Genomic DNA, 24,775 nt, shown 5'->3' on the forward strand with positions numbered 1-24,775 from the left:
AACCAAAGTTTTTTGACATTTTTGTAACAGGTTGATTCGGAATGCATTTTCCCGTCAATCTTTATCCACAGCCGGCGTTTTCGGGGCAAATTTCCAAAAATTCTTTTACCGCCCGGTCAAAAATTCATCGGAAACCCGCTCTCAACCGGCGAAAAATCACAAAAAACAGCCGCTTGAGGGAATTTATGGTAAACCGGGGATTAACGTGCGCCCGGCCCAAGACTTTAAATTTCCGTCACAAATCAGCGGCGGACATTTCGGAACCTATCGCCGTCTGGAGTGTTGTCTTTCCCATTAAGGAAGGAGACCGATATGGCTGCCAACACCGATGATATCAGAGCATCTGTCAGCAAGGACATCGCCGCACTCCAGCAGGAGGTTTCGCGCCTGCAGAAGATGATTTCCGCTCAGGGCGCCGAAGCCTATTACGAAGTGCGCGGCCGCGCCGGCAAGGCTTATGATGAAGCCCTGCCCCGCGCCAAGAATGCCGTCGCCCAGATCAGGGCCGAAGGTGCCGCTGCCGCAGGCGCTGCCCGCGAGCATCCAACCGCAGCGACAACTGCGCTGATGCTCGCAGGCGCGATTGGGTTCCTTGCCGGCTATCTGCTTTCCGGCAGCTCCCAGCCGCAGCCTCGCCATTGGTGGCGCTAGAGCCCGGCCGTATCCGCTGAAAAATCATATTTTTACGCACCCGCCGATCCGGTTTTCGGCAGGGTGCGTAAATGCTTATGTCTCAGAAAAACCAATTTTTAATGTAAGCAAGGGACCATAAAAAACGAAAGGGAGGACAACATGGAAAACAAGAGGGCCAATTGCATCATTGAAGTCAGCGTCGATGGCGTCAACGGCCGTTACGCGGTCGGCATCATGAATATGCGTCAGGCACTCGACCTGCCCGAAATGCCAAGTCTGTCGTATACGCATCCGGACCCGGTCAAGGCCGCCGCCGGAATCGTTGTCAGCCGCAAGGAACTTGCCGGCTTCATGGCCTGCCGCTGAACCAGCGCGAACTCATCATGCCGGAACGGCGCTTTGCTCCAAAGCGCTGACGTTCTTTTACGGCGTCTCTTCTCCCCCGGTTTTTCTCTGCCTTGCTGGCATCCTTGCGTCGTTCATGCCAAGAGAAGGCATCAAGACAGCATAGGGACCGCAGATGAGGGAACGGCGTGCATCATATAAGCCGCACGAGCGGACAAAGCCCGCCGCCGACGCCGCGGCCAAGCGGGTCACCCTCCCCCGTGCTCTTTCCAAGCTTGGTTATTGCTCCCGAACGCAGGCCGAGCGGCTGATCGCCGAAAGTCGCGTTGCCGTCGACGGTCGGACCATCAGCGATACCTCCGCCTGGGTCGACCTTGCTACGGCCAAGATCAGTGTCGACGGTCTCGTCATCGCCGCCGAAGCGAAAATCTATCTGATGCTCAACAAGCCGCGCGGGCTGGTCACCACCCGCGACGATCCCGAAGGCAGACCGACGGTCTATGATTGTCTCAGGGATTTCGACATCCCGTACCTCTCCCCGGTCGGCCGGCTCGACAAGGCGAGCGAAGGCCTGCTGCTTTTCACCAACGACACCGAATTCGCACAGATCCTGCTCGATCCGATCACGCATGTGACGAAGACCTACCATGTCCAGATCGACGGCATCATGGACGACGAGGGCATCGCCGCCATGACATCGGGCATCCGTCACGATGGCGAATTGCTGACGGCGACCGCCGCGCGGCGCTTGCGCCAGGGCGACCGGAACTCATGGATCGAGGTCGAGCTCGACGAGGGCCGCAACCGCCAGATCCGCCGCATGCTGGAGGCGCTCGGAACCGAATGCCTGCGCCTGGTGCGCGTCGCAATCGGCGGGCTTGAACTCGGCGAATTGCCGAAAGGCGCCGTGCGTGCGCTGACCGAGGCGGAGTTACAGACGCTGCGCCGGAAAACCGGCGTCGAAAGGACAAGACGCAGTTGATCGATGGGGTCGGCATGGAGCCGCATGATTTCTGGCAGGAGTTTCATCCGCCCGGCACCTTCGCCGCCGCCGGCGAGTTCACTTCCTTCTATGTTGCCGCGCTGGAGGACGGCCGCCAGCTTCGCCTGCCGATCCGCGTGCTGGCGGATGGCGAACATGCGCTCGCCTCGCTGATCGTCAACCAGGCGAGCTTCGCCGTGCTCGATGCGCTCGCCGAAAGCCTCGCCGAAAAGATCAGGCCGATGTCGATCGATGTCGTCGCCGGCCTGCCGACCCTCGGCCTGACGCTTGCCGCCGCCGTGGCCCAGAAGCTCGGTCATAACAGGTACGTTCCGCTCGGCACCTCGCGCAAATTCTGGTACCGCGACGAGCTCTCCGTCGCCCTGTCCTCAATCACCACGCCGACACAGCAGAAGCGCCTCTATATCGATCCGCGCATGCTCCCGCTGCTGACCGGACGGCGCGTCGCTCTGATCGACGACGTCATATCCAGCGGCGCCTCGATTACAGCCGGCCTTCAACTGCTGATGGGCTGCGACATCGAACCCGCGGCCATCGGTGCGGCGATGCTGCAATCGGAGCGCTGGCGCGAAAGCCTGGCAGCCGCGGGACCACAATGGGTCGCGCGCACCATCGGCGTTTTCGCCACCCCCGTTCTGGAGCGGAACGAAGCCGGCCGGTGGGTACTATCGGCTTGACGCGAGATTTGAGAATTGTTCAATCTTTGCCTGAAGGAACCTCTGTACAGCGCTTGAGGAACGATTACAGTCCGCCTCGTCGATAAAACACCGGACCCACGCATGACGTTCGAGCAAGCATCCCTGCTGATCCTTCTGCTGGCGATGCTCGTTCTCTTCTCACTCGATCGCATCCGCATCGAGGTAATTTCGATCGCCGGCCTGCTCGCCGGCTATGCGCTCGGGCTATATCCCGCCGACCAGATCTTCACGGGCTTTGCCAGTCCCGTCGTCGTCACCGTCGTCGAGATCCTGCTGATCGTCCAGGTGCTGGCGCGCGCCAGGCTCTTCGACAATCTCGCCGCCCGTTTCGCGGCCGCAGGACCCTCGCGCTTCCAGGTCATAGCAGGCACCTCTTCGCTGGCCGGCTTCATCTCCATCTTCATGAACAATATCGGTGCCTTTGCGATCACCCTTCCGGTGGCGCTGCGGCTCGGCACAGCGCTGACGATCCCCCGCCGCCAGCTCGTCCTACCGGTCTCGTTTGCAGCCCTGCTCGGCGGCCTCGTCTCGCTGATCGGCACGCCGGCCAACCTGCTCGTCAGCGATGCGCTCGCCAAGGCGACCGGATCAGGCTTTCGCTTCTTCGATTTCGCCTATGTCGGCCTGCCCGTCGCCGTCGCCGGCATTCTGCTCATCGCCTTTCAGGTGCAGCGGCTGTTTCCGGAGCCAGACGAAACGCCGACGACAATCTCACCGGCCACGCGCCGCATCGTCGTCGAGCGTCGCATCCCTGACGGGTCGCCGCTGATCGGCGTGCAGCTTTCCGATTGTCCCACGCATTTCGGCGTCAAGCCGCATGCGCTGATCCGCGGCGAAAATTTCGTCTTCGGTCCGCTCGACCAGTTGGTGATCGAAGCCGGCGACGTGCTGCTTGCCGAAGGCGGCGATACCGTCTTTGCCGGCCTTGCCGCCGCGCAGGCGCTGATCGCCGATAGCCATCCGCATGGCCTTCAGCCGGATTTTACCCGTGTCGAAGCCGTCGTCATGCCAGAAAGCACGCTGGTGGGCTCGCGCATCCGCTCGCTCGAAATCTTTCACAGCCGCGGCGTCGCGGTCACCGCCCTTTCCATGCGGGCGCCGCGCATCGAGGGCCGTTTCCTCGACCTGCAGCTGTCGATCGGCGATATATTGACGCTCGAAGGGCCGCGCATGGCAATCGCCGAAGGGCTTGAAGAAAGCGAGTGTCTGCCACTCGCTTCGGCTGTTTCGAGCGAGCCGGCCTCGCTCTCCTGGCGGCCTTTCGCGCTGTTTGCCTGCGGCATCGCCGCATCTGCCGCCGGCCTGCGTCCCGACGTCGCCTTTGCCGGCATCGTGCTCGTGCTCGCTTTGCTCAACCATCTGAACATCCGCCAGGCGATGGCCGATCTCAACTGGCCAATCATTATCATGCTGGCGGCGATGATCCCCATCGGTCAGGCAGTGGCAAGCACCGGTGCGGCCGAAACCATCGCCGGCTGGCTGAGCCTCGTCGTGCCGATCACCCATCCGCTCTTCGGCATCGCTCTCATCCTCTTCCTCGCCATGGCGCTGACCCCTTTCGTCAACAATGCGACGGTCGCAATCGTTCTGGCCCCGATCGCATTGGAATTCGCGAAAGCCGGCAGTCACGTCCCGGACGCCTACCTGATCGCCGTCGCCGCCGGCGCCTCGCTGGATTTCCTGACGCCCTTCGGCCATCACAACAACACGCTGGCGATGGGCATTGGCGGCTACCGCTTCCGCGACTTCCTGCGCGCCGGCTGGCCGCTTGCCGTCACAAGCTACGGCCTCGCTTTGTTTTTTCTGGCTCTGTTCTGGCTGTGATGCGATAGTTGGGGCCACCTTGACTTCCCGGCGATGAAACGACAGGAAGCCTTCACCCAATCACAAGGACAGTCGAGCGCCGTGCGAATCCTCTCCGAAGCCCATTTCCCGGAACTGCCGAACTATTATCGCGGCAAGGTGCGCGAGAATTACGATCTTCCGGACGGACGCCGCATCATCATCAGCACCGACCGGCTGAGCGCTTTCGACCGCATCCTCACCTGCATTCCTTATAAGGGCCAGGTGCTGACACAGACGGCGCGCTACTGGTTCGAGGCGACGAAGGATATCTGCCCGAACCACGTCATCGATTATCCCGATGCCAATGTCGTCATCGGCAAACGGCTCGACATTCTGCCGGTCGAAATCGTTGTGCGCGGTTATCTCGCCGGCACCACCGGCACGTCGATCCTGACGCTCTATAAGAAGGGTGAGCGCGAGATGTACGGCATGCGCCTGCCTGACGGCATGCGCGACAACCAGGTCCTGCCCGAACCCGTCATCACCCCGACCAGCAAGGAATTCGACGGTGGCCATGACGAGCCGCTGACGCCTGCCGAAATCGTCACGCGCGGCCTGCTGACCAGCCAGCAGTGGGAGACCCTTTCGCGATACGCGCTCGCGCTCTTCGCCCGCGGCCAGGAGATGGCGGCCGAACGCGGCCTGATTCTCGTCGACACGAAATATGAATTCGGCACCGACAGCGACGGCAACATCATCCTCGCCGATGAGATCCACACGCCCGACAGCAGCCGCTACTGGCTTGCCGAAAGCTATCCGGCAAGTTTTGCCGCCGGACAACGCCCGGAAAGTTTCGACAAGGATTTCGTCCGCGCCTGGGTGGCGGAGCGTTGCGACCCGTATAAGGATGAGATCCCCGAGATTCCCACCGAACTAATCGAACAAACCTCGGCCGTCTATATCAGGGCCTATGAGGCGATCACCGGCGAGCGCTTTGTTCCCGACGATAGCGGCGAGACGCCGCTTGCCCGCATCCGGCATAACCTCGCCCCGCACTTCCCCTGAGATGGCGGCACGCGAAAGCCGCCGGCCACTCATCGGCTTGCGGCATTTCGTGCAATCGCGCTAACATCGGCCAAAAGGATCGGGCTCGGCCCGACGGGGGACGGATGGCAAGAAGGCCGAGACGCAAGGCCGAGGAAACGCGGGAGGATATCCTCTCCATGGCGGAGATGCTGTTTCGCGAGCGCGGCTATGTCGCGGTGTCGATCGCCGACATCGCCGGCGCGCTCGACATGTCGCCGGCCAATGTCTTCAAGCATTTCCGCTCCAAGGTGGCGCTGGTCGATGCGATCGCCGGGCGCCATCTCGACAATGCCACCGAGCGTTTCGCGGCCTTCGACGAGGACCTGCCGCCAAAAGAGCAATTGCTCCGCTTCGTCCTGCGCCTGCTGGAAGGCCATCTGCAGGACATCCAAAAAAACCCCTACATCTTCGAAATGGTGCTTTCGACGGTCGAAGCCAAACTCGAGGCCGGCAACCGCTATCGCGCCCGCATCGAAGAGAAGCTCAGTGGGATCATCCGCGAGGGCATGGCGGAGAACCGCTACCATTGCCGCGATCCGAAAAGCGCGGCACGCACCGTCGCAGATGTGTTGGCCTGCGTGCTGCACCCCATCCTTATCGTCCGCGACGATAAGGAAACACTGGTGCACCGCGCCGAGGACATCGTGGATTTTGTTGATGCCGCACTGCAAAATAATGCTTGCTAAGTGACGATTGCTGACTTACGTCACTTCGTAAAGCTTTTCTTAAATTCGGATGATGGCATTTGCAGCCGAAGCAATCCTGACGCTTACATAAGCCTGCGCTCGGCTGAGCCGAGCCCGTGGATCGGACGGCCACTGCCACCGTACAGGGAATTCAGAATGATACGGCGTGCCCTCCTCATCTCCTCGGCGCTGGCGTTCGGCGCCCTGCTCGCAGCCTGCAGCGACAATACCGGCAAGCCCGCCGGCAATGCCGGCGCTGGCGCGGCCCAGCCGGCATCGCCCGTCGGCGTGATTACGCTGAAAAAGGGCAGTTTCCCGATCACCACGATCCTTCCCGGACGCGCAGAGACCTTCCAGACAGCCGATATCCGGCCGCAGGTGAGCGGCCTCATCCGCGAGATCGCTTTTAAGGAAGGCGGCGAGATCAAGAAGGGCGACCTTCTCTACCAGATCGAGGATGCGCCCTATATCGCCGCCGTCGAGCAGGCCAAGGCGGCAATCTCCAAAGCCGAGGCGAGTGTGCCGAGCGCGGAAAGCAATCTCGACCGCTACCAGCGCCTCGTCGGCAGCGGCGCCACCCAGATCGAATTCGAAACGGCCAAGACGACGTTGCTGCAGGCCAAGGCCGAAGTCGAGTCGGCGAAGGCCGCACTATCGGCCGCGCAGATCGACCTCGACCACACCAGGATCATCGCGCCTTTCGACGGCATTATCGACCAGACGGCCTATAATGTCGGCAACGTCGTCTCGGCCAACCAGACGACGGCGCTGACGACGATCCGCCAGCTCGATCCGATCTATATCTCACTGACCGAATCGAGCACCAACCTCTTGAAGCTACGCGATGCGATGGCGGCCGGCGATATCAAGGGTGCAGTCAATGTCGTCTTCCACCTGATCCTCGAAGACGGCAAGGAATACAATCAGCAGGGCAAGCTCGACATGTCGAAGCAGGTGGTCAGTGAGACCACGGGCACCTTCATCATCCGCGTGCTTTTTCCCAATCCCGACCGTATCGTGCTGCCCGGCATGTATGTCCGGGCAACCGTCGAGCTCGGCGCCGAGGACGGTTATGCGCTGCCGCAGCTGGCGACGAGTCGTGACGCCAACGGCCGGCTGACGGCGCAATTCGTTTCCGCTGACGGCAAGGTCGAAACCCGCGCTTTCGAAAACAGCTCGCCCTCCAATAATTCCTGGCTGGTGACCGAAGGCATCAAGGACGGCGACCAGCTGATCGTCAGCGGCCTGCAATCGATCACGTCAGGCATGCCGGTGAAGCCGGTTCCGATGAAGATCACCGACAACGGCGTGGTCGTGGCTGCCGAGCAGCCTGCGGCCGGTGACGCTGGAAAGCCCGCAGCGAAATAGTCGCTTCGAGCTCGCATCGTCACCGTCTCAGCCGCACAGGAACAACCGATGGCCAAGTTTTTCATCCGACGTCCGATTTTCGCCTGGGTCATTGCGATCACCATCATGCTCGCCGGCCTGCTGGCGATCTTCACCCTGTCGATCTCGCAATATCCCGACATCGCCCCGACAACGGTCCGCATCAACGCCACCTATCGGGGCGCCAGTGCCGAGACCGTCGAGAAATCGGTGACGACGATCATCGAGGACGGCATGACCGGCCTCGACGATCTGACCTACATGACCTCGACCTCGTCGACGGGGTCGGCGAGCATCCAGCTGACCTTCGGGACGAGCGCCGACCCCGATATCGCTCAGGTGCAGGTGCAGAACAAACTGCAGCTGGTTCAGTCGCAGCTCCCGGGCGACGTCATCGATGCCGGTATCAGCGTCACCCGCTCGACTTCGAGCATCCTTCTCGTCGGCTCCCTTGTCTCGACCGACGGCAAGCGCAACTCGGTCGACCTCGGCAACATCCTGTCGACCTCGATCGAAGATCAGATCCAGCGTCTCGAAGGCGTCGGCAGCATCAACGTCTTCGGTTCGGGATATGCCATGCGCGTCTGGCTCGATCCCTTCAAGCTGCTGAAATATCAGTTGACGCCGAGCGACGTCACCGCGGCCATCCAGGCGCAGAACACCCAGGTCTCAGTCGGTTCGCTGGGCGCCCAGCCGGCGGTCCCCGGCCAGCAGATCAACGTCACCATCACAGCGCAAAGCCAGCTGACCACCGTCGCCGATTTCGAGCACATCATCCTGAAGGTCGAAAAGGATGGCGCGACCGTTCGTTTGAGCGACGTCTCGCGCATCGAGATCGGCCAGGAAAGCTATGGCGGCAATTCGCGTTACAACGGCCAGCCCTCGACCGGTTTTGCCGTCAACCTGGCGATCGGCGCCAACGCCATCGACACCGCCGCCCGCGTGCGCTCGGCGCTCGATGTCATCGGCCGCGGCCTCCCCGCAGGTGTGGAAATCACCTATCCCTACGACACGACACCCTTCGTCGAGCTGTCGATCGAGAAGGTCGTGCACACGCTGATCGAGGCGATCGTGCTCGTTTTCGTCGTCCTCCTCATCTTCCTGCAGAACCTGCGGGCGACGCTGATCCCGACGATTGCCGTTCCCGTGGTGCTGCTTGGCACCTTCGGCGTGCTGGCGGTCACCGGCTACTCGATCAATACCTTGACGATGTTCGCCATGGTGCTGGCGATCGGCCTTCTCGTCGACGACGCCATCGTCGTCGTCGAAAACGTCGAACGCATCATGTCCGAAGAGAAGCTTTCGCCGCTCGAGGCGACGGAAAAATCGATGGGCGAGATCACCGGCGCCATTGTCGGCATCGCGCTCGTGCTGACCGCCGTCTTTATTCCGATGGCGTTCTTCGGCGGCTCCACAGGCATCATCTATCGCCAGTTTTCGATCACCATCGTTTCGGCCATGCTGCTGTCGGCGCTCGTCGCCCTCGTGCTGACGCCGGCCCTTTGCGCCACGATGCTGAAGCCGGTCGGCGAACACAGGAAGCACCGCGTCGGCGACTGGTTCAACCGCAACTTCACCCGCTCGACCAACGGCTATGTCAGAACCATCGGCTATCTGCTGAAGAGGCCGATCCGGGTCATGCTGGTCTTCCTGCTCGTCGGCGCCGGCTGCGCCTATCTCTTCACCCGCCTGCCGAGTTCATTCCTGCCGCAGGAAGACCAGGGTGTACTGCTGACCATCGTCACCACACCGCCGGGCTCGACCACCCAGCAGACCCAGGCGGTCGTCGAGAAGGTCGAGAAATATTATCGCGAAAATGAGAAGAATGCGGTCGAATCCGTCTTCGGCGCCCTCGGCTTCGGCTTCAACGGTTCCGGCCAGAACAGCGCCATCGTCTTCACCAAGCTCAAGGATTTCGCGAAACGCACCGATCCCAAGCTGAGCGCCCAGTCAGTCGTCAACCGTGCGCTCGGCAATTTCTTTGCGATCCGCGAGGCGCAAGTCTTTGCGCTCCTGCCGCCGGCGATCCAGGGTCTTGGTGTGTCGAGCGGCTTCTCCATGTATCTCGTCGATACCGGCGGCCACGGCAATGACGCCCTGACGGCCGCCTCCAAGCGGCTGATCCAGATGGGCAACACCTCGGGCAAGATCGTGGCGCTGCGCAGCAGCAACAAGGAGGTCGAGCCGCAGATGCGCATCGTGCTCGATCAGGAGAAGATCGGCGCCATGGGCGTCGACATCGCCTCGGTCAATTCGATGCTGTCGATCATCTTCACCGGCCGCGACGTCAACGACTTCACTCTGAACGGCGAGATCAAACCGGTCTACGTCGAGGGCGACGCCCCCTTCCGCATGCAGCCCGATGATCTCAACCATTGGTACGCCCGCAACAATGACGGCGAAATGGTGCCCTTCTCCGCCTTTACCAAAACGGAATGGGTCAAGGGAGCGCCCTCGCTTGCTCGCTTCAACGCCGTCAGCGCCATTCCGCTCGACGGGGCTTCCGCGCCCGGGGTTTCCTCCGGCGATGCGATGAACGAGATGGAAGCGCTGACCGAACAGCTCGGCGGCGGCTATACGGTCGCCTGGCAGGGCATCTCCTACCAGGAGCGGCTTTCCGGTTCTCAGGCGCCGATGCTCTACGCGATCTCGGTTCTCGTCGTCTTCCTCTGCCTGGCAGCGCTTTACGAAAGCTGGTCGATCCCCTTCTCGGTGATCATGGCGGTACCCGTCGGCATTCTCGGAGCGCTGACGGCGGCAACGCTCTTCGGTCAGGCGAACGACGTCTATTTCAAGGTCGGCCTGCTGACGACCATCGGGCTGGCAGCGAAGAACGCGATCCTGATCGTCGAATTCGCCAAGGACCGCATGGAAAGCGGCATGGGGCTCTACGAGGCGACATTGGAAGCGGCGAGATTGCGCCTGCGGCCGATCATCATGACCTCGCTTGCCTTCATTCTCGGCGTCGTGCCGCTGGCGATCGCGACAGGCGCGGGTTCGGCGGCACAGAACGCCATCGGTATCGGCGTTCTCGGCGGCATGCTGGCGGCGACGATGCTCGGAATTTTCTTCGTGCCGTCGTTTTTCGTCGTCATCCGACGCATCTTTGCCACAGGCGGCAAAAATGCGGCAGGACTGTGATATAAATGCACTGTGATAATGCTGTTGGCGTTGCTACATTGCGCCCGACTGCTTCGGAATGGTGTTTTTGGTAAACGAGGCGCGGCGGCCGATAGTGAAGCATGAAGCTTCGGACAAGAATTGACTTGCTCGAGTACAGGATGAAATGAATGGTATCTCTTCGTTTTGCCGCCACACCGGCATTATTGTTATTGTTGTCGGGCTGCGTTGTTGGTCCGGATCATGTTCCTCCTGAGATGCCGCTGCCCGCCAAATTCGGAGAGGGTGGCACAAAAAGTGTAGGCGATGTTGCTACCGCAGCCTGGTGGACCGCCTTCAACGACCCCAAACTGAATGGTTATGTCCAGGCCGGCCTCGATCAGAACCTGACTGTCCAGCAGGCGATCGAACGCATCAATGCCGCCTCCGCCAACGTCACCACCGCCGGTGCCGGCGGCCTGCCGAACCTGACGGTCGGCGGCTCGCACACGGTCAGCGGCCAGAGGGGCGAGCTGCGCACGCAGTTCGACACGCGTAATACCAGTGCCGGCGACGTCCAACTGAGCTGGCTGCTCGATCTCTTCGGCCTCTACAAGCGCAGCACCGAGAGCGCCCTTGCTTCGCTCGATTCCGCCTACGCATCGGCTGATGTCGCCAAGCTGACCCTGGTGCAGGATCTCGTCTCGAGCTATATCGACGTTCGCTACTATCAGCAGCGCCTGGCGCTTTCGAGGGCCAACCTGAAGTCGCGTCAGGAAACCTACGAGCTCACCAAATTCCAGCTTGAAGCCGGCGCCGCCTCGCGCCTTGACGTCGTCCAGGCCGAAGGCTTGGTACAATCGACGCTCGCCGAAATTCCCGGCCTCGAAACCAACATCCGCATATCAGCCCATCACATTGCCACGTTGCTCGGCCTGCCGGCCTCGGCACTCGTCGACGAATTACTGAAGGGCCGCGGACAGCCGGTGTTCCGGGGCGGCATCAACTCCGGCATTCCGGCCGACCTGATCCGCAACCGTCCCGACGTTCGCGTCGCGGAGCGCGATCTCGCCGCGGCAACGGCCAATATCGGTGTTGCCCAGGCGCAGCTTTATCCGAGCATCTCGCTCAGCGGTTCGATCTCGCCGTCCTACATCAACCAGCGTGGTATCCATGGCGGCCTGACGCCTTGGTCCTTCGGTCCGACCCTCAACCTGCCGATCTTCGATGGCGGCCGCCTGCGCGCCAACGTCAAGTCTGCGCAGTCCGACGCCGCGACCGCCTACCTCAACTGGAAATCGACGGTGCTGACCTCCGTCGAACAGGTTGAGAACGCGCTCGCCGCGGTCCGGCGTGACGCCCGCACGGTCTCGGCGCTCCAGGCCCAGGTGAAGACCACGCAGGAAACCCTCGAACTGTCGACGGCATCTTACAAGGACGGCGCCTCTTCGCTGCTCGACGTTCTCGACGCGCAGCGCCAGGTTTCGCTCGCCCAGGCAAGCCTTGCCCAGGCAGTTCAGCAGATGGCCAAGGACTATGTCTCCCTCAACATCGCGGTCGGCGGCGGCTATGCCCCCGGCGGCAAAGCCACCGTGGCCAACACTAGTGTCGTGGTGAAGCCGGCCAAGACCTGATCGGCCGTCTTGCGCCGTCTGGACATACACAGCCCCGCGATCGTCTCGCGGGGCTTTTTCATGTCGACCGAATTTGTATCGCGGAGAATACGCGATAAGATGAATCGGGAATCGACAAGCGAAAAGAGCTGATGTAAGGCTGGTTAAACGATTAATCAGAGCGCCGTCGATCATGGCTTCATCGCGTTCGGGACCGAACCTCAGCAGGATAGCGACGTCGCTCGGCGTCTCGGTCGCCACGGTCTCCAATGCATTATCAGGCAAGGGCCGCGTCTCCGGCCAGATGGTCGAAAGAATCCGCGAGCATGCAGCCGAACTCGGCTACGTCCCGAGCCAAGCCGGACGGGCGCTCAGGACCGGCCGCAGCGGCGTTCTCGGACTGGTGCTGCCCGATATCGCCAATCCGCTCTTTCCCAAGATCGCCCAGGCGATCGAATTCGCTGCCTCCGCCGCCGGTTACGGCGTGCTGATCGCCGATTCCCGCGGCGATGTCGCCGCCCAGACCGAGGCGATCAATCGGCTGGTCGAACGCGGTGTCGATGGCATGGTCATCATTCCTCGCCGCGCCACGCGCATTTCGTCCGCCGCCTGTCCGATCGCCGTCATCGACACCCCTTCGACGCCGGGCAACACCGTTTCCGCCGACCATTGGCAGGGCGGCGGTGAAATCGCCGGCCATCTTGCCGGCCTCGGCCATCGCCGCATCCTCATCATCGGCAACAATCAGGAGTCCAGCGTCCAGAACGACCGCGCCGATGGCATCCGCGCCGGTCTGCACCCCGGCATGCATGCTGAAACCCTGTGGATCGACAGGCTGGAGCGGGATGGGGGCAGCGGCTGCCCGCTCGGGCTCGCCGAAAGAGTGAAACAGGGATTCACCGCTTTCGCGGCACTCTCCGATCTGCAGGCCCTGCGCGCGCTGACGGAGCTACAGCAGGCCGGCGTCAACATTCCAGCCGATGTCAGCGTCACCGGCTTCGACGATCTGATCTGGTCGCCCGTCGTCACGCCGTCGCTGACGACGGTTCGCATGGACATGGACGCGATTGCCGGGATTGCCGTGTCGGCGCTCGCGGATGCCATAAGCGCAAACAGCATCCGGCAGGGCGTGCTCGTTACCGCTGAGATCGAGCGCGTCGCCATGCAGTTGATCGTCCGCCAGTCATCCGGGCCCGTGAACCCGGCACCAAGAACCTCAGAGATGGAGAACATGTAAGATGAAAAAAGCTCTCATTGCCTCGGCGGCACTCGCCGCGCTGTCTCCGCTCGGAGCAGACGCAGCGGACCGCACGCTGACCATTTCCGTCTATGCCTTTGCGCAGGATGATTTCAAGACGCTGGTCTACGATCCCTTCGAAGCCAAATGCGGCTGCAAGCTGGTGGTCGAGACCGGCAACAGCGTCGAACGATTGGCCAAGATGGAGGCCAATAAGGCCAATCCCGTCGTCGATCTCGCCGCAGTTTCCATGGCCGATGCGCTGGCAGCCTCCCGTGCCGGCCTGATCGACAAGGTCGATACCGCGAAACTTTCCAATTTCGCCAAGCTCTACGACGTCGCCAAGGATCCGAACGGCGACGGCATGAGCGTCGGTTATACCTTCTACGCCACCTCGATCGCTTATCGTTCCGACAAGATGAAGATCGACTCCTGGGCCGATCTCCTGAAGCCGGAATATGTCGGCCACGTCGCCTTTCCGAACGTGACCACCAATCAGGGGCCGCCGGCCCTCTATATGCTCGGCCTGGCGCTCGGCAAGGATACGCCGGATCTGAAGGCGCCGATCGAGGCGCTGGGCGGGAAGAAGGACGACATCGTCACCTTCTACGAGAAATCCTCGCAGCTCGTGCAGCTGATGCAGCAGGAGGAGATCTGGGCAGCGCCGATCGGCCGCTTCTCCTGGGCAGGCTTCACCAAGCTCGATGTCCCGGTCGCCTGGGCGACGCCGAAAGAGGGACAGACCGGCGGCATGAACGTCATGGTGCTGACCAAGGGTTCGAAAAACCAGGATCTCGCCTTGCAGTTCATGGACTTCTGGCTTTCGACCGACATCCAGACAAAACTCGCCGAAAAGCTGGTCGACAGTCCCGCAAACAGCGAGGTCAAGCTGTCCGAAGCCGCTGCCAACAATCTTACCTATGGCGATAAAACCGCTGGGAGCCTCAAGCTGATCCCTTCGGCCGTCGCCCTCGACAACCGCGCCGGCTGGCTGAAGACCTGGAACGAAAAGGTCGGCCAGTAAGGCCTGCATGAGAACCGGTCCCGGCACCTCTGCCGGGATCATCCTCTGTCCGCTCGAAAGGCCCCTCATGTTCCAGAACCGCGCAGAAGCCATGGCGCTGGCCCTGCCGGCAGCCGTCTTCGCGACCGTGGTCTTCCTGCTGCCCGTCGCGATCCTGCTGTCGGAGGGTTTCCGTGCCGGCGGCGGCTGGTCACTGTCGGCCTATGCCAGTTTCTTTTCCGAGACGCTGAACCGCACCGTTTTGCTGCGCAGCTTCCGGCTCGGCCTCGAAGTCACCGCCGTCTCGGCGGTCATCGGTTATGCCGCAGCCTTCGCCATCGTCAACCTGCCGCCTGATGGTAAGGGCCGCATGATCGGCCTCGTCACCCTGCCGCTGATGATCTCGCCGGTGGCGCGCACCTATGCCTGGATCGTCATTCTCGGCCGCACCGGCATCGTCAACCAGGCGATAACGGGCCTCGGCCTGAGCGCCGAGCCGCTGCGGCTGCTGTTCACCGAGACCGCCGTCTTCATCGGCCTCCTGCAGCTTTTTCTGCCGCTGATGATCCTTTCCTTGATCAGTGCGCTCGAGAACATGCCGAAGGATGCGATTCCGGCTGCCCGCGTGCTCGGCGCCAACTGGTTCCAGGTCTTCTGGAAGGTCATCCTTCCGCTGACCAGGGAGGGCCTCGTCGTCGGCGGCACGCTTGTCTTCACCGGATCGCTGACCGCCTATATCACCCCTGCCGTGCTCGGCGGCTCCAAGGTGCTGATGTTGGAAACGCTGCTGTATCAGCAGGTTTCGGTCGCCAATGATTTCGTCTCGGCAAGCGTCATCGCCTTCATTCTGATCGTTATGAGCCTTGCCGCCAATATCCTGCTGAAACGGCTTGCGACGGCAAGGAGCCGCCGATGACCCTGCGCCTGTTTTCGCCTATCGTACTTTTCCTGCTGCTGGTCTTTCTGATCGGTCCCTTCCTGATCATCATCGCCGCTTCGCTGTCGGCAGGCGATACGCTGGCCTTCCCGCCGCAGGGACTGTCGCTGCGCTGGGTGATGAAGGTGTTTACCGTCGAAAGTTTCCGCGACAGCTTCGCCATGTCGATGTTCCTTGCCGTCTTCGGAACGCTGGCAGCCCTCCTCCTCGGCATTCCGGCCGCCTACGCGCTGTCGCGCTACCGGCTGCCGGCGGCCGAGACCGTCCGCACCATCGTCTCGCTACCGATCATCGTGCCCGGCATCATCGTCGGCCTGGCGCTGCTGCGTTATCTCGTCGTGCCCTTCGGCTTCAACATCACGCTCGCGCTCTTCTTTGCCCATACCGCCCTGGTGCTGCCCTATGCCGTGCGCGTCGTCTCGGCGAGCCTCGACAATCTGCGCTCGGATATCGAGGAAGCCGCCGTGCTGCTCGGCTCCTCCAGGCTCGGCGCCTTCTTCCGCGTGGTCATGCCGAATATCCGCGGCGGCATTCTGGCAGCCTTCATCCTCGGCTTCGTCACCAGCTTCAACCAGGTGCCCGTCTCCCTCTTCCTTTCCGGTCCCGGTGTGCGGACGCTGCCGATCGACATGCTGGGCTATATGGAAACCACCTACGACCCGTCCATTGCGGCGCTCTCCGCCCTTCTCGCCTTCCTCTCGATCGGCATCGTCTTCCTCGCCGAGCGTTTCCTGGGATTCTCGCGTTATGTCTGATGCCTATCTTCAACTCGATAAGCTGACGCTCGCCTATGGCGATACGGTCGCGGTCGGAAATCTCGACCTTACGATCGGCAAAGGTGAACTGGTGGCGCTGCTCGGCCCCTCGGGCTGCGGCAAGACGACGACGATGCGCGCCATCGCCGGCCTGCTGACGCCCGCCTCCGGCCGCATCAGCCTCGATGGCGCCGATATCACCCGCGTCTCCGCCAACAAGCGCGCCGTCGGCCTCGTCTTCCAATCCTACGCCCTCTTCCCGCATCTGACGGTCTATGAGAACGTCGCCTTCGGTCTGCGCCTCAAAGGCATCTCGGGCGCAGATCTCGACGCCCGCGTCGGCGCCGGCCTCAAATCGGTCGGCCTATCGGCCTTAGCCGGCCGCAAGCCGGCCGAACTCTCCGGCGGCCAACAGCAGCGCGTGGCGCTCGCCCGTTCGATGGTGATGGAGCCGAAAGTGCTGCTGCTCGACGAGCCGCTCTCCAATCTCGATGCCCGGCTTCGCCTCGAAATGCGCGCCGAATTGCAGCGGGTGCAGAAAGAGACCGGCGTCACCATGATCTTCGTTACTCACGATCAGGTGGAGGCTTTGGCGCTCGCCGACCGCATCGTCGTCATGCTGAACGGCGGCATCGAGCAGATCGGTACGCCCGAGGAGATCTACAACCATCCCGCCTCCGCCTTCGTCGCCGATTTCGTCGGCTTCGAGAATGTCTTTGCGCTGAAGGATGGAAAGCTTGCGACGCCGAACGGCCCGGTCGCGCTTTCCGCTCCGGTCGCAGACGCCGCGGCGGGCCTCGCCTGGCGTCCGCGCATGGTAAACCTTGGCTCCGGTCCATTCCAGGGCACGGTGCGCGGCACGTCTTTCGCCGGCAACACCCGCGAATATCTCCTTGATACGCCGCTTGGGCCCATCAAGGCCGAGATCGACGCAAACCTACCGACGCACGAGATCGGCAGCGCGCTCACCTTCGACCTGCCGATTGCCGGCGCGGCCACCCTCAAACGGTTCGGGTGAAATCATGAGCATCTGGATCGATACCGACATGGGCTTCGACGACATCGCCGCCATTTTGGTGGTGGCACAGTCGGAATTCGAAATCGACGGCATATCGCTGGTCTTCGGCAATGCGCCGCTGCTCCAGGTGAGAAGGAACGCCGCCGGCGCCGCCACCGCCTTCAGCTGGAAGTTCCCCATCCACACCGGCCGCGCCATGCCGGTTCTCGGCAAGCTCGAAACCGCCCAGGCGATCCTCGGCGCAACCGGCATCCCGACGATCGGCAGGAGCCTGCCGGAGGCACCAGCCCTTGCCGAAAGCGATGCCTTCTCAGCGCTTTGCCGCTGGCTGGAACGTGACGGCCAGCACCGCATCCTGGCGCTCGGACCGCTCACCAATGTCGCCGCCGTGGCGCTCGCCCGCCCCGATCTCGCCGCCCGCATCAGCGACCTCGTCTGGATGGGCGGCGGCGTAACCTCAGGCAACCACACGGCGTCTGCCGAGTTCAACGCGCTCGCCGATCCTGAAGCCTTGTCGATCGTCATCGCCCATCGCTTGCCGCTTCGCATGGTCGATCTCGACCTCTGCCGCAGGGTGCTGGCACGGCCGGAGAATACCGAGCCGGTGCGCAATGCCGGCGGCGCCAATGCCGCGCTGATCGCCGATCTGTTTTCCGGTTATATCGGCATCGCCACCAGCCGCGGCCGCCCTGCAATGGCGATCTACGACCCCTGCGCCGCGGTCGCCTTCGTCGCCCCCGATATCGTCAGCTTCCGCCCCGCGCGCATCGACGTCGAGCTGCAGGGCAGCCTGACGCGTGGCCGCACCGTCGTCGAGACCCGCGCCACGCATGCCAGCTTCAACGCAGAATTCGCCGCCGACATCGATGCCGACAGGGCGCTCGCGATCATTCTCGCCGCACTGGTCAACGAGGCCCGCAAATGAACGCCACCCCTCGCCACGAATCCGCCGATCTCAATGATCCCGCCTTGCGCGCCCGCGCCGTTTCGGCTGCGCGCGGCGATGCCCCTTTCGACGTGCTGATTACCGGCGGCCGGCTGCTCGATGCGGTGACGGGCCTGATCCGAGACGCCGATATCGGTCTCGTCGGTGCGCTGATCGCCAGCGTTCATGCCTCGGCAAGCCGCACGGATGCCGCCGAGATCATCGATGCGGCTGGCGGCATCCTGACACCCGGCCTGATCGACACACACATGCATGTCGAAAGCTCGATGGTGACACCGGCCGAATATGCGCGTGCCGTGCTGCCGCGCGGCGTCACCACCATCGTCTGGGATCCGCATGAATTCGGCAATGTCCATGGCCTCGACGGCGTGCACTGGGCTGTGGAGGCGGCGCGCTCACTGCCGCTACGCATGATCCTGCTCGCGCCCTCCTGCGTGCCGTCGGCACCCGGCCTGGAACTGGCCGGCGCCGATTTCGATGCCGCCGTCATCGCCGAAATGCTGCGCTCCTCCGCCGTCGGCGGCGTCGCCGAGGTCATGAACATGCGCGGCATCATCGACGGCGAGCCGCGCATGAGCGCCATCGTCAATGCCGGTCTTGCCGCCGGCAAACTCGTCTGCGGCCATGCCCGCGGCCTCGAGGGTGCCGATCTCAACGCCTTCATGGCTGCAGGCGTCACCTCCGACCACGAACTCACCTCCGGCGCCGATCTCGCCGCCAAGCTTGCCGCCGGCCTGACGATCGAGCTGCGCGGCTCGCATGACCATCTGCTCAAGGAATTCGTCGAGGTGCTGAACGGCCTCGGCCACCTGCCGCCGACAGTGACGCTCTGCACCGACGACGTCTTTCCCGATGAGCTCTACCAAAGCGGTGGCCTCGACGATGTCATCCGCCGTCTGGTGCGCTACGGCATGAAGCCGGAATGGGCGCTCCGGGCCGCGACCTTTAACGCCGCCGAGCGGCTGAAGCGCTCAGATCTCGGCCTTATCGCCGCCGGCCGCCGCGCCGACATCGTGCTCTTCGAGGACCTCGAGCAATTCCGGGCGCAGCTGGTCATCTCGGGTGGACGCATCGTCGCCGGTAACGGCAGCCTGCAGGTCGACGCCAAACAGCTCGATACGGCGCCGCTTGAAAATTCGGTGAAGCTCCCGCAATTCGCCGAGGATGATTTCCTTATCCCGTCGAGAGGCGAGCGCGTCCGCGTCGCCACCATCGACCGCCCGCGCTTCACGCAATGGGCCGAGGCGGAGACGGAGGTCAGAGACGGGTTCGTCGTGCCGCCGGCCGGCAGCGCCATGATCGCCGTCGCCCATCGCCACGGCAAGGCCGACGGGACTCCGCGCATCGGCTTCCTCACCGGCTGGGGCGAATGGCGCGGCGCCTTCTGCACCACCGTCTCGCATGACAGCCACAACCTCACCGTCTTCGGCGGCAATGCGCGCGACATGGCGCTCGCCGCCAACGCCGTCATATCAGCCGGCGGCGGCATGGCGGTCGCCAAAGACGGAAAGATCGAGGCGATCCTGCCGCTACCGCTCTCCGGCCTGGTGACCGGCGCCTCGCTGAAGGACACCGCTTCGGCCTTCGCCGGCATCCGCAAAGCCATGGAAAAAATCGTCGACTGGAAACCGCCCTACCGGGTCTTCAAGGCCTGCTTCGGCGCAACGCTTGCCTGCAATGCCGGCCCGCACCAGACGGACCAGGGGATTGCGGATGTGGTGACGGGCAAGGTGCTGGAAAGCCCGGTGTTGGAGGTTTTGTAAGTCTGGACGCACCAGACTATAAAGTGAGGGATTGCCACGCAGCCCCCTCATCCGCCCTGCCGGGCACCTCCTCCCCGAGGGATAGAAGGGGGAATCGAGACGCTGCGACAATTCCCTTCTCCCCAGTGAGAAGGTGCCCGGCAGGGCGGATGAGGGGGCCGCAACCGCAGTTCTAGCTACGCCTTCAACTCCCGCTCCACCAACGCTACCCAATAAGCCACCCCATAACCAAGCGCGCCATCGTTGAAATCATAGGCCGTGTTGTGATGCAGCGCCCCGTCCACCGCCGGCCCGTTGCCGAGCCAGACGTAGCAGCCCGGCGCCTTCTGGGCGAAAAAGGCGAAGTCGTCGCCCGCCGTCGACGGCGGAAAGTTTGTCCGCACTTTTTCACCAAAGACGGTGTCGGCAGCAGTAAGCGCCCGGGCGGTCGCATCCGCGTCATTGATCACCGGCGGAATGCGCCGCTCGAAACGATAATCGGCCGATATGCCGTACATAGCAGCCGTTCCGCTAGCCAGCCGGCCGATCTCGCTCTCCAACTGATCGCGCACATCGGGCGAATAGGCCCGCGCCGTCCCGCCGATCTCCACAATATCGGGAATGACATTTAAAGCCTTCGGATCCCCCGCCTGCAGGAAACAGGCGCTGACGACGGCCGGCTGCAGCGGATCGACCACCCGCCCGACGATCGTCTGCAGCGATGCCAGGAAGGTGGCGGCGGCGGTGATCGGATCGCGGCCGAGATGCGGCTTGGCGCCGTGCGTGCCGATGCCGCGAAAGGTAGTGCGCCAGCTGTCGGAAGAGGCGAGCTGCGGCCCCTCGACCACGGCAATCTCGTCGACCGACAGTCCTGGCATATTGTGCAGCCCGTAGACGGCGTCGCAGGGGAAAAGCTTGAACAGCCCCTCCTCCACCATGCGCTTCGCCCCGCCGCGGCCCTCTTCGGCCGGCTGGAAGATGAAATGCACCGTGCCGGAAAAACTTCGCGCCGCCGCAAGATATCGTGCGGCGCCGAGAAGCATCGTGGTATGGCCGTCATGGCCGCAGGCATGCATTTTTCCGGGCACGGTCGATCTATAAGGGCGATCCGCCGTTTCAGGCATGGCGAGCGCATCCATATCGGCGCGCAGCCCGATCCTGCGCGTGCCATTGCCAACCTGGAGCGTGGCGACGACGCCGGTGCCGCCAAGGCCGCGATGCACCGTGATGCCGGCCTCTTCGAGAAGTCTTGCGACGATGTCGCTGGTGCGCTCTTCCTCGAAGCCGAGCTCGGGATGGGCATGCAGATCGCGGCGCAAAGAAGTGAGGAACGGCAGATCGTCCCTGATCCGGGCGGGGATGCTCATCGGGCAATGCTCCTGGGGCCTGGATATCCTGTCCAGCGAAACGGGCGCCCATCGGCGCCCGCGTCAGATCATCCTTTGTTCATCAAACAAGCCGTAAGTTCAACCATCAAGTCTCCTCGACGAACACCTCTTCGCGCTTCTTCTTGACGCTCGGCAGGAAGACCACGATCAGCACGGCGACCGCGATCGCCAGCAGCGTGGCGCTGATCGGCCGTGTGACGAAGGTCATCGGATCGCCGCGCGACAGGATCATCGCCCGCCGCAGGTTCTCCTCAAGCAGCGGCCCGAGCACGAAACCGAGCAGCAGCGGCGCCGGCTCGCAGCGAAGCTTTGCCAGCACGTAGCCGATGAGCCCGAAGAAGGCGACGGCATAGAGGTCGTAGACATTGGCGTTGACGCTGTAGACCCCGATCGAGCAGAAGGCCATGATGACGGGGAAAAGCACGTAATAGGGCACGGTCAAGAGTTTCACCCAGAGCCCGATCAGCGGCAGGTTGAGGATGACCAGCATCAGGTTGCCGATCCACATCGAGGCGATGATGCCCCAGAACAGCGCCGGCTGCTCGGTGGCGACATTCGGTCCCGGGACGATCCCCTGAATGATCATCGCGCCGACCATCAGCGCCATGACGGGATTGGCCGGAATGCCGAGCGTCAGCAGCGGGATGAACGAGGTCTGCGCCCCGGCATTGTTGGCCGATTCCGGCCCGGCCACGCCGGCGACGGCGCCCTTGCCGAATTCCTCGGGCGTCTTCGACAGGCGTTTCTCCACCGTATAGGAGGCGAAGGAAGCGAGGATCGCGCCGCCGCCGGGCAGAATGCCGAGCGCCGAACCGATCGCCGTGCCGCGAAAGACCGGTGCGACCATCTCCTTGAATTCCTGGCGCGACGGCAAGAGGCCGGAGACCTTGGCCATCAGCACCGTGCGCGTCGATTCACCCTCGAGGTTGCGGAGGATTTCCGCCACGCCGAAGACACCGACGGCGAGCGCCACAAAATTCAGCCCGTCGGCATATTCGCGGATGCCGAGCGTGAAGCGCGGCGTGCCGGTATAGATGTCGGTGCCGACGAGACCGAGCAGCAACCCGAGCGCCACCATCGCTAAGGCCTTGACGACGGAGCCGTGCGCAAGCGCGATCGACGAAACGAGGCCGACGATCATCAGCGAGAAATATTCCGCCGAGCCGAATTGCAGCGCAATCGCAGTAAGCGGCGGCGCGAAGATCGCAACGAGGAAGGTCGAGACCGTGCCGGCAAAGAACGAACCGAGTGCTGCGATCGCAAGCGCTGCCCCCGCCCTACCCTTGCGGGCCATCTGGTAACCGTCGATCGCGGTGACGGCGGAGGAGGATTCGCCCGGCATGTTGATAAGGATCGCCGTCGTCGAACCGCCGTACTGGGCGCCGTAATAGATGCCGGCCAGCATGATCAGCGAGGAGACCGGTTCGAGCTGGAAGGTGATCGGCAAAAGCATGGCGATCGTCGCCGTGGCGCCGATACCGGGCAGCACCCCGATCAACGTGCCGAGCAGCACGCCGATCAGGCAGAAGAGCAGATTGTCCAGAGTGCCGGCTGTCGCAAAACCGAGCGCGAGATTGCTGAAAAGATCCATCATCGCCTCCTAGAACCGGACCCAGGGACCGAAGCGCTCGAACGGCAGGCCGAGCCCATAGCTGAAGACCGCAACCGAAAAGACGGTCAGCAGCAGCGAAAGGATGATCGCGAAGAACACGTTCATCTTTTGCGATGCGAAGCAGGCGATGAACGCGGTGAAGAACAGCGCCGGCGCAAATCCCAGCCCGCGCACCGTCAGCCCGAAGAAGACGGGCGCCGGCAGGATGAAGAACATGCCGCGCCAGGCGAAGAGACCGATCGGCTCTCCCTCGACGCGCAGCGCCTGAATGAAGATGATCGCGCCGAGAAGCACGAGCACGCAGGCCAGCACCAGCGGAAAATAACCGGGTCCCATGCGCACCGCCGTGCCGAGGTCGAGCCCCAGCGACTGGATGGCGAAGAAGGCGCCGGTCGCGACGAAAAGCCCGCCGCAGACCGCATTGGTGCTATCGAAACTGATGGATTTCATGGTGTCTCCTGGAGTTGGAGATGGAGCGTCGTTGCTGCGGCGATTGCCCCTCATCCGCCTGCCGCCACCTTCTCCCTGCGGGGGACAAGGGACATGCCGCCGGCCACTGTCTCTGCCGCGATCACTACGGCAGGTCCCCTCTCCCCGTTTACGGGGAGAGGGTTAGGGTGAGGGGCTATTCCTGGCGCATCCCTCACTAATCCGCATATTCCCCGGCAGCCTCGATCACCGGCTTCCAGCGGGCGATCTCGCTTTCGAGCTTGGCCTTCAGCGCAGCCGGCGTCGCATCGGCGTCGGAGGATGGCGCCGTGCCGAGTTCGGCGAAGCGGGCACCGACATTCGGGTCCTTCAGAGCGACCTGCAGCGACTTCGACAGGCGTTCATTGATTGCGGCCGGCGTGCCCTTCGGCGTGTAAATGCCGTGCCAGATGCCGACTTCGAAGCCCGGCAGGCCGGCTTCGACTGCCGTCGGAATGTCCTTCATCACGTCGAGGCGCTTGGGCGAGGTCACGGCATAGGCCTTGATCGTGCCGCCCTGGATCTGCTTGGTCGTGTTGGTCGTCTGGTCGCACATGACGTCGACCTGGCCGCCGAGCAGGTCGGTCATGGCAGGGCCGGTACCCTTATAGGGAACGGTGGTGAGAGGCGTCTGGATGGCGCTCATAAACATCATGCCGCAGAGATGCGAGGCCGCACCGATGCCGGCATTGGCGACCGTCACCTTGTCCTTGTTGGCCTTGACGTAATCGATCAGGCCCTTGAGATCGGTCGGCTCGAAATCCTTGCGTGCGACGATCGTCATCGGCACCTCGGTGACGAGGCCGACATAATCGAAGGCGCCGAGCGTGTCATAGGCGAGCTTGCGGTAGAGAGTGGCGCTGGTCGCCATGCCGATATGGTGCAGCAGGATCGTGTAGCCGTCGGGATCGGCGCTCGCCACGCGGCCGGCGCCGAGCGTGCCGCCGGCGCCGCCGACATTTTCGACGACGATCTGCTGACCGAGATCCTTCGACATGGATTCGGCAACGAGGCGCGCGACGGTGTCTGTCGGGCCGCCGGCCGCAAAGGGCACGACCATGGTGATGGTGCGTTCGGGATAGGTCTGCGCCGAAACGACGCCGGCGAGAAGAGAGACTGCGGCAGCCGCGGTCAGGCCGAGCATGGCCTTCAGAATTTTCATCGTTTCCTCCCTGATGAAACAAGCAAGCCCGCCGACACATCCTCCGCGCCGGGCATGACCTATTTGCCGCCGGGAAAAACCGGCCCGCAATGAGTGCAGCCACTTTCGACAGACGATTTTGCGACAGTGCGATGCAGCATGGGTCGATTTGGAAACAAACGGCTTGTGCGATG

At 63.0% G+C, this 24,775-nt stretch carries 21 protein-coding genes; 17 read left to right on the forward strand and 4 right to left on the reverse strand.

The features are described from left to right. Positions 1-312: 312 nt before the first annotated feature. The 17 genes from AMK05_RS17900 to AMK05_RS17980 all read left to right on the forward strand — a co-directional run bounded on the left by AMK05_RS17900 (position 313) and on the right by AMK05_RS17980 (position 19,993). Positions 313-651: a hypothetical protein gene (locus AMK05_RS17900; protein ID WP_064840480.1), complete on the forward strand. Its 339-nt coding sequence runs from the start codon at positions 313-315 to the stop codon at positions 649-651. A gap of 141 nt (positions 652-792) precedes the next feature. Further along, entirely contained in the window at positions 793-999 is a 207-nt protein-coding gene (locus tag AMK05_RS17905) for a hypothetical protein (RefSeq protein WP_003590425.1), read from the forward strand. Between the two features lie 154 nt (positions 1,000-1,153). Further along, complete coding sequence (locus AMK05_RS17910; RefSeq protein ID WP_064840481.1) at positions 1,154-1,960, forward strand: pseudouridine synthase; 807 nt, start codon at positions 1,154-1,156, stop codon at positions 1,958-1,960. A gap of 14 nt (positions 1,961-1,974) precedes the next feature. Then, on the forward strand, positions 1,975-2,658 hold the full coding sequence (locus AMK05_RS17915; protein ID WP_064841431.1) for a phosphoribosyltransferase: 684 nt from the start codon (positions 1,975-1,977) through the stop codon (positions 2,656-2,658). 102 nt (positions 2,659-2,760) lie between these two features. After that, the gene (locus AMK05_RS17920) at positions 2,761-4,503 is read left to right on the forward strand and encodes an SLC13 family permease (protein ID WP_064840482.1); all 1,743 of its coding nucleotides are present in this window, start codon (positions 2,761-2,763) and stop codon (positions 4,501-4,503) included. A gap of 81 nt (positions 4,504-4,584) precedes the next feature. Then, positions 4,585-5,529 (forward strand): phosphoribosylaminoimidazolesuccinocarboxamide synthase, encoded by a 945-nt coding sequence (locus AMK05_RS17925; protein WP_064840483.1) that lies wholly within the window; start codon positions 4,585-4,587, stop codon positions 5,527-5,529. A 104-nt stretch (positions 5,530-5,633) separates the two neighbouring features. Beyond that, positions 5,634-6,236 carry a TetR family transcriptional regulator gene (locus tag AMK05_RS17930; RefSeq protein ID WP_064840484.1) on the forward strand — a complete coding sequence of 201 codons (603 nt, stop codon included), beginning with the start codon at positions 5,634-5,636 and terminating at the stop codon, positions 6,234-6,236. A gap of 156 nt (positions 6,237-6,392) precedes the next feature. Further along, complete coding sequence (locus tag AMK05_RS17935) at positions 6,393-7,604, forward strand: efflux RND transporter periplasmic adaptor subunit (protein ID WP_064840485.1); 1,212 nt, start codon at positions 6,393-6,395, stop codon at positions 7,602-7,604. Between the two features lie 48 nt (positions 7,605-7,652). Continuing rightward, positions 7,653-10,763, forward strand: coding sequence for an efflux RND transporter permease subunit (locus AMK05_RS17940; protein WP_064840486.1), 3,111 nt, complete (start codon positions 7,653-7,655; stop codon positions 10,761-10,763). 149 nt (positions 10,764-10,912) lie between these two features. Continuing rightward, positions 10,913-12,355, forward strand: coding sequence for an efflux transporter outer membrane subunit (locus tag AMK05_RS17945; RefSeq protein ID WP_064840487.1), 1,443 nt, complete (start codon positions 10,913-10,915; stop codon positions 12,353-12,355). Positions 12,356-12,527: 172 nt separating this feature from the next. Further along, on the forward strand, positions 12,528-13,571 hold the full coding sequence (locus AMK05_RS17950; protein ID WP_064840488.1) for a LacI family DNA-binding transcriptional regulator: 1,044 nt from the start codon (positions 12,528-12,530) through the stop codon (positions 13,569-13,571). A gap of 1 nt (position 13,572) precedes the next feature. Beyond that, complete coding sequence (locus AMK05_RS17955; RefSeq protein WP_064840489.1) at positions 13,573-14,595, forward strand: ABC transporter substrate-binding protein; 1,023 nt, start codon at positions 13,573-13,575, stop codon at positions 14,593-14,595. A 67-nt stretch (positions 14,596-14,662) separates the two neighbouring features. Beyond that, positions 14,663-15,490: an ABC transporter permease gene (locus AMK05_RS17960; protein WP_064841432.1), complete on the forward strand. Its 828-nt coding sequence runs from the start codon at positions 14,663-14,665 to the stop codon at positions 15,488-15,490. Next, positions 15,487-16,266: an ABC transporter permease gene (locus AMK05_RS17965; protein WP_064840490.1), complete on the forward strand. Its 780-nt coding sequence runs from the start codon at positions 15,487-15,489 to the stop codon at positions 16,264-16,266. Before AMK05_RS17960 ends, AMK05_RS17965 begins: the two co-directional genes overlap by 4 nt. Next, on the forward strand, positions 16,259-17,284 hold the full coding sequence (locus AMK05_RS17970; protein WP_064840491.1) for an ABC transporter ATP-binding protein: 1,026 nt from the start codon (positions 16,259-16,261) through the stop codon (positions 17,282-17,284). Before AMK05_RS17965 ends, AMK05_RS17970 begins: the two co-directional genes overlap by 8 nt. 4 nt (positions 17,285-17,288) lie before the next feature. After that, a complete protein-coding gene (locus AMK05_RS17975; RefSeq protein ID WP_064840492.1) occupies positions 17,289-18,209 on the forward strand; it encodes a nucleoside hydrolase in 921 nt (306 codons plus the stop codon). Further along, positions 18,206-19,993 (forward strand): adenine deaminase, encoded by a 1,788-nt coding sequence (locus tag AMK05_RS17980; protein WP_064840493.1) that lies wholly within the window; start codon positions 18,206-18,208, stop codon positions 19,991-19,993. Before AMK05_RS17975 ends, AMK05_RS17980 begins: the two co-directional genes overlap by 4 nt. 176 nt (positions 19,994-20,169) lie before the next feature. Here the strand turns inward: AMK05_RS17980 and AMK05_RS17985 are convergent, their stop codons facing one another. The 4 genes from AMK05_RS17985 to AMK05_RS18000 form a co-directional block, all read right to left on the reverse strand. Then, entirely contained in the window at positions 20,170-21,339 is a 1,170-nt protein-coding gene (locus tag AMK05_RS17985; RefSeq protein ID WP_064840494.1) for a M20 aminoacylase family protein, read from the reverse strand. 106 nt (positions 21,340-21,445) lie between these two features. Next, the gene (locus AMK05_RS17990; protein WP_064840495.1) at positions 21,446-22,951 is read right to left on the reverse strand and encodes a tripartite tricarboxylate transporter permease; all 1,506 of its coding nucleotides are present in this window, start codon (positions 22,949-22,951) and stop codon (positions 21,446-21,448) included. 9 nt (positions 22,952-22,960) lie between these two features. After that, positions 22,961-23,422: a tripartite tricarboxylate transporter TctB family protein gene (locus AMK05_RS17995; RefSeq protein WP_064840496.1), complete on the reverse strand. Its 462-nt coding sequence runs from the start codon at positions 23,420-23,422 to the stop codon at positions 22,961-22,963. Between the two features lie 196 nt (positions 23,423-23,618). After that, a complete protein-coding gene (locus AMK05_RS18000) occupies positions 23,619-24,602 on the reverse strand; it encodes a tripartite tricarboxylate transporter substrate-binding protein (protein WP_064840497.1) in 984 nt (327 codons plus the stop codon). Positions 24,603-24,775 lie beyond the last annotated feature (173 nt).

Source organism: Rhizobium sp. N324, assembly GCF_001664485.1.
Classification (GTDB): Bacteria; Pseudomonadota; Alphaproteobacteria; order Rhizobiales; family Rhizobiaceae; genus Rhizobium.

Excerpts from the sequence above, each read along its gene's own strand:
- AMK05_RS17900 (WP_064840480.1), top strand. The coding sequence starts at position 313 with ATGGCTGCCAACACCGATGATATCAGAGCATCTGTCAGCAAGGACATC.
- AMK05_RS17905 (WP_003590425.1), top strand. The coding sequence starts at position 793 with ATGGAAAACAAGAGGGCCAATTGCATCATTGAAGTCAGCGTCGATGGC.
- AMK05_RS17910 (WP_064840481.1), top strand. The coding sequence starts at position 1,154 with ATGAGGGAACGGCGTGCATCATATAAGCCGCACGAGCGGACAAAGCCC.
- AMK05_RS17915 (WP_064841431.1), top strand. The coding sequence starts at position 1,975 with ATGGAGCCGCATGATTTCTGGCAGGAGTTTCATCCGCCCGGCACCTTC.
- AMK05_RS17920 (WP_064840482.1), top strand. The coding sequence starts at position 2,761 with ATGACGTTCGAGCAAGCATCCCTGCTGATCCTTCTGCTGGCGATGCTC.
- AMK05_RS17930 (WP_064840484.1), top strand. The coding sequence starts at position 5,634 with ATGGCAAGAAGGCCGAGACGCAAGGCCGAGGAAACGCGGGAGGATATC.
- AMK05_RS17935 (WP_064840485.1), top strand. The coding sequence starts at position 6,393 with ATGATACGGCGTGCCCTCCTCATCTCCTCGGCGCTGGCGTTCGGCGCC.
- AMK05_RS17940 (WP_064840486.1), top strand. The coding sequence starts at position 7,653 with ATGGCCAAGTTTTTCATCCGACGTCCGATTTTCGCCTGGGTCATTGCG.
- AMK05_RS17945 (WP_064840487.1), top strand. The coding sequence starts at position 10,913 with ATGGTATCTCTTCGTTTTGCCGCCACACCGGCATTATTGTTATTGTTG.
- AMK05_RS17950 (WP_064840488.1), top strand. The coding sequence starts at position 12,528 with ATGGCTTCATCGCGTTCGGGACCGAACCTCAGCAGGATAGCGACGTCG.
- AMK05_RS17955 (WP_064840489.1), top strand. The coding sequence starts at position 13,573 with ATGAAAAAAGCTCTCATTGCCTCGGCGGCACTCGCCGCGCTGTCTCCG.
- AMK05_RS17960 (WP_064841432.1), top strand. The coding sequence starts at position 14,663 with ATGTTCCAGAACCGCGCAGAAGCCATGGCGCTGGCCCTGCCGGCAGCC.
- AMK05_RS17965 (WP_064840490.1), top strand. The coding sequence starts at position 15,487 with ATGACCCTGCGCCTGTTTTCGCCTATCGTACTTTTCCTGCTGCTGGTC.
- AMK05_RS17970 (WP_064840491.1), top strand. The coding sequence starts at position 16,259 with ATGTCTGATGCCTATCTTCAACTCGATAAGCTGACGCTCGCCTATGGC.
- AMK05_RS17975 (WP_064840492.1), top strand. The coding sequence starts at position 17,289 with ATGAGCATCTGGATCGATACCGACATGGGCTTCGACGACATCGCCGCC.
- AMK05_RS17980 (WP_064840493.1), top strand. The coding sequence starts at position 18,206 with ATGAACGCCACCCCTCGCCACGAATCCGCCGATCTCAATGATCCCGCC.
- AMK05_RS17985 (WP_064840494.1), bottom strand. The coding sequence starts at position 21,339 with ATGAGCATCCCCGCCCGGATCAGGGACGATCTGCCGTTCCTCACTTCT.
- AMK05_RS17990 (WP_064840495.1), bottom strand. The coding sequence starts at position 22,951 with ATGGATCTTTTCAGCAATCTCGCGCTCGGTTTTGCGACAGCCGGCACT.
- AMK05_RS17995 (WP_064840496.1), bottom strand. The coding sequence starts at position 23,422 with ATGAAATCCATCAGTTTCGATAGCACCAATGCGGTCTGCGGCGGGCTT.
- AMK05_RS18000 (WP_064840497.1), bottom strand. The coding sequence starts at position 24,602 with ATGAAAATTCTGAAGGCCATGCTCGGCCTGACCGCGGCTGCCGCAGTC.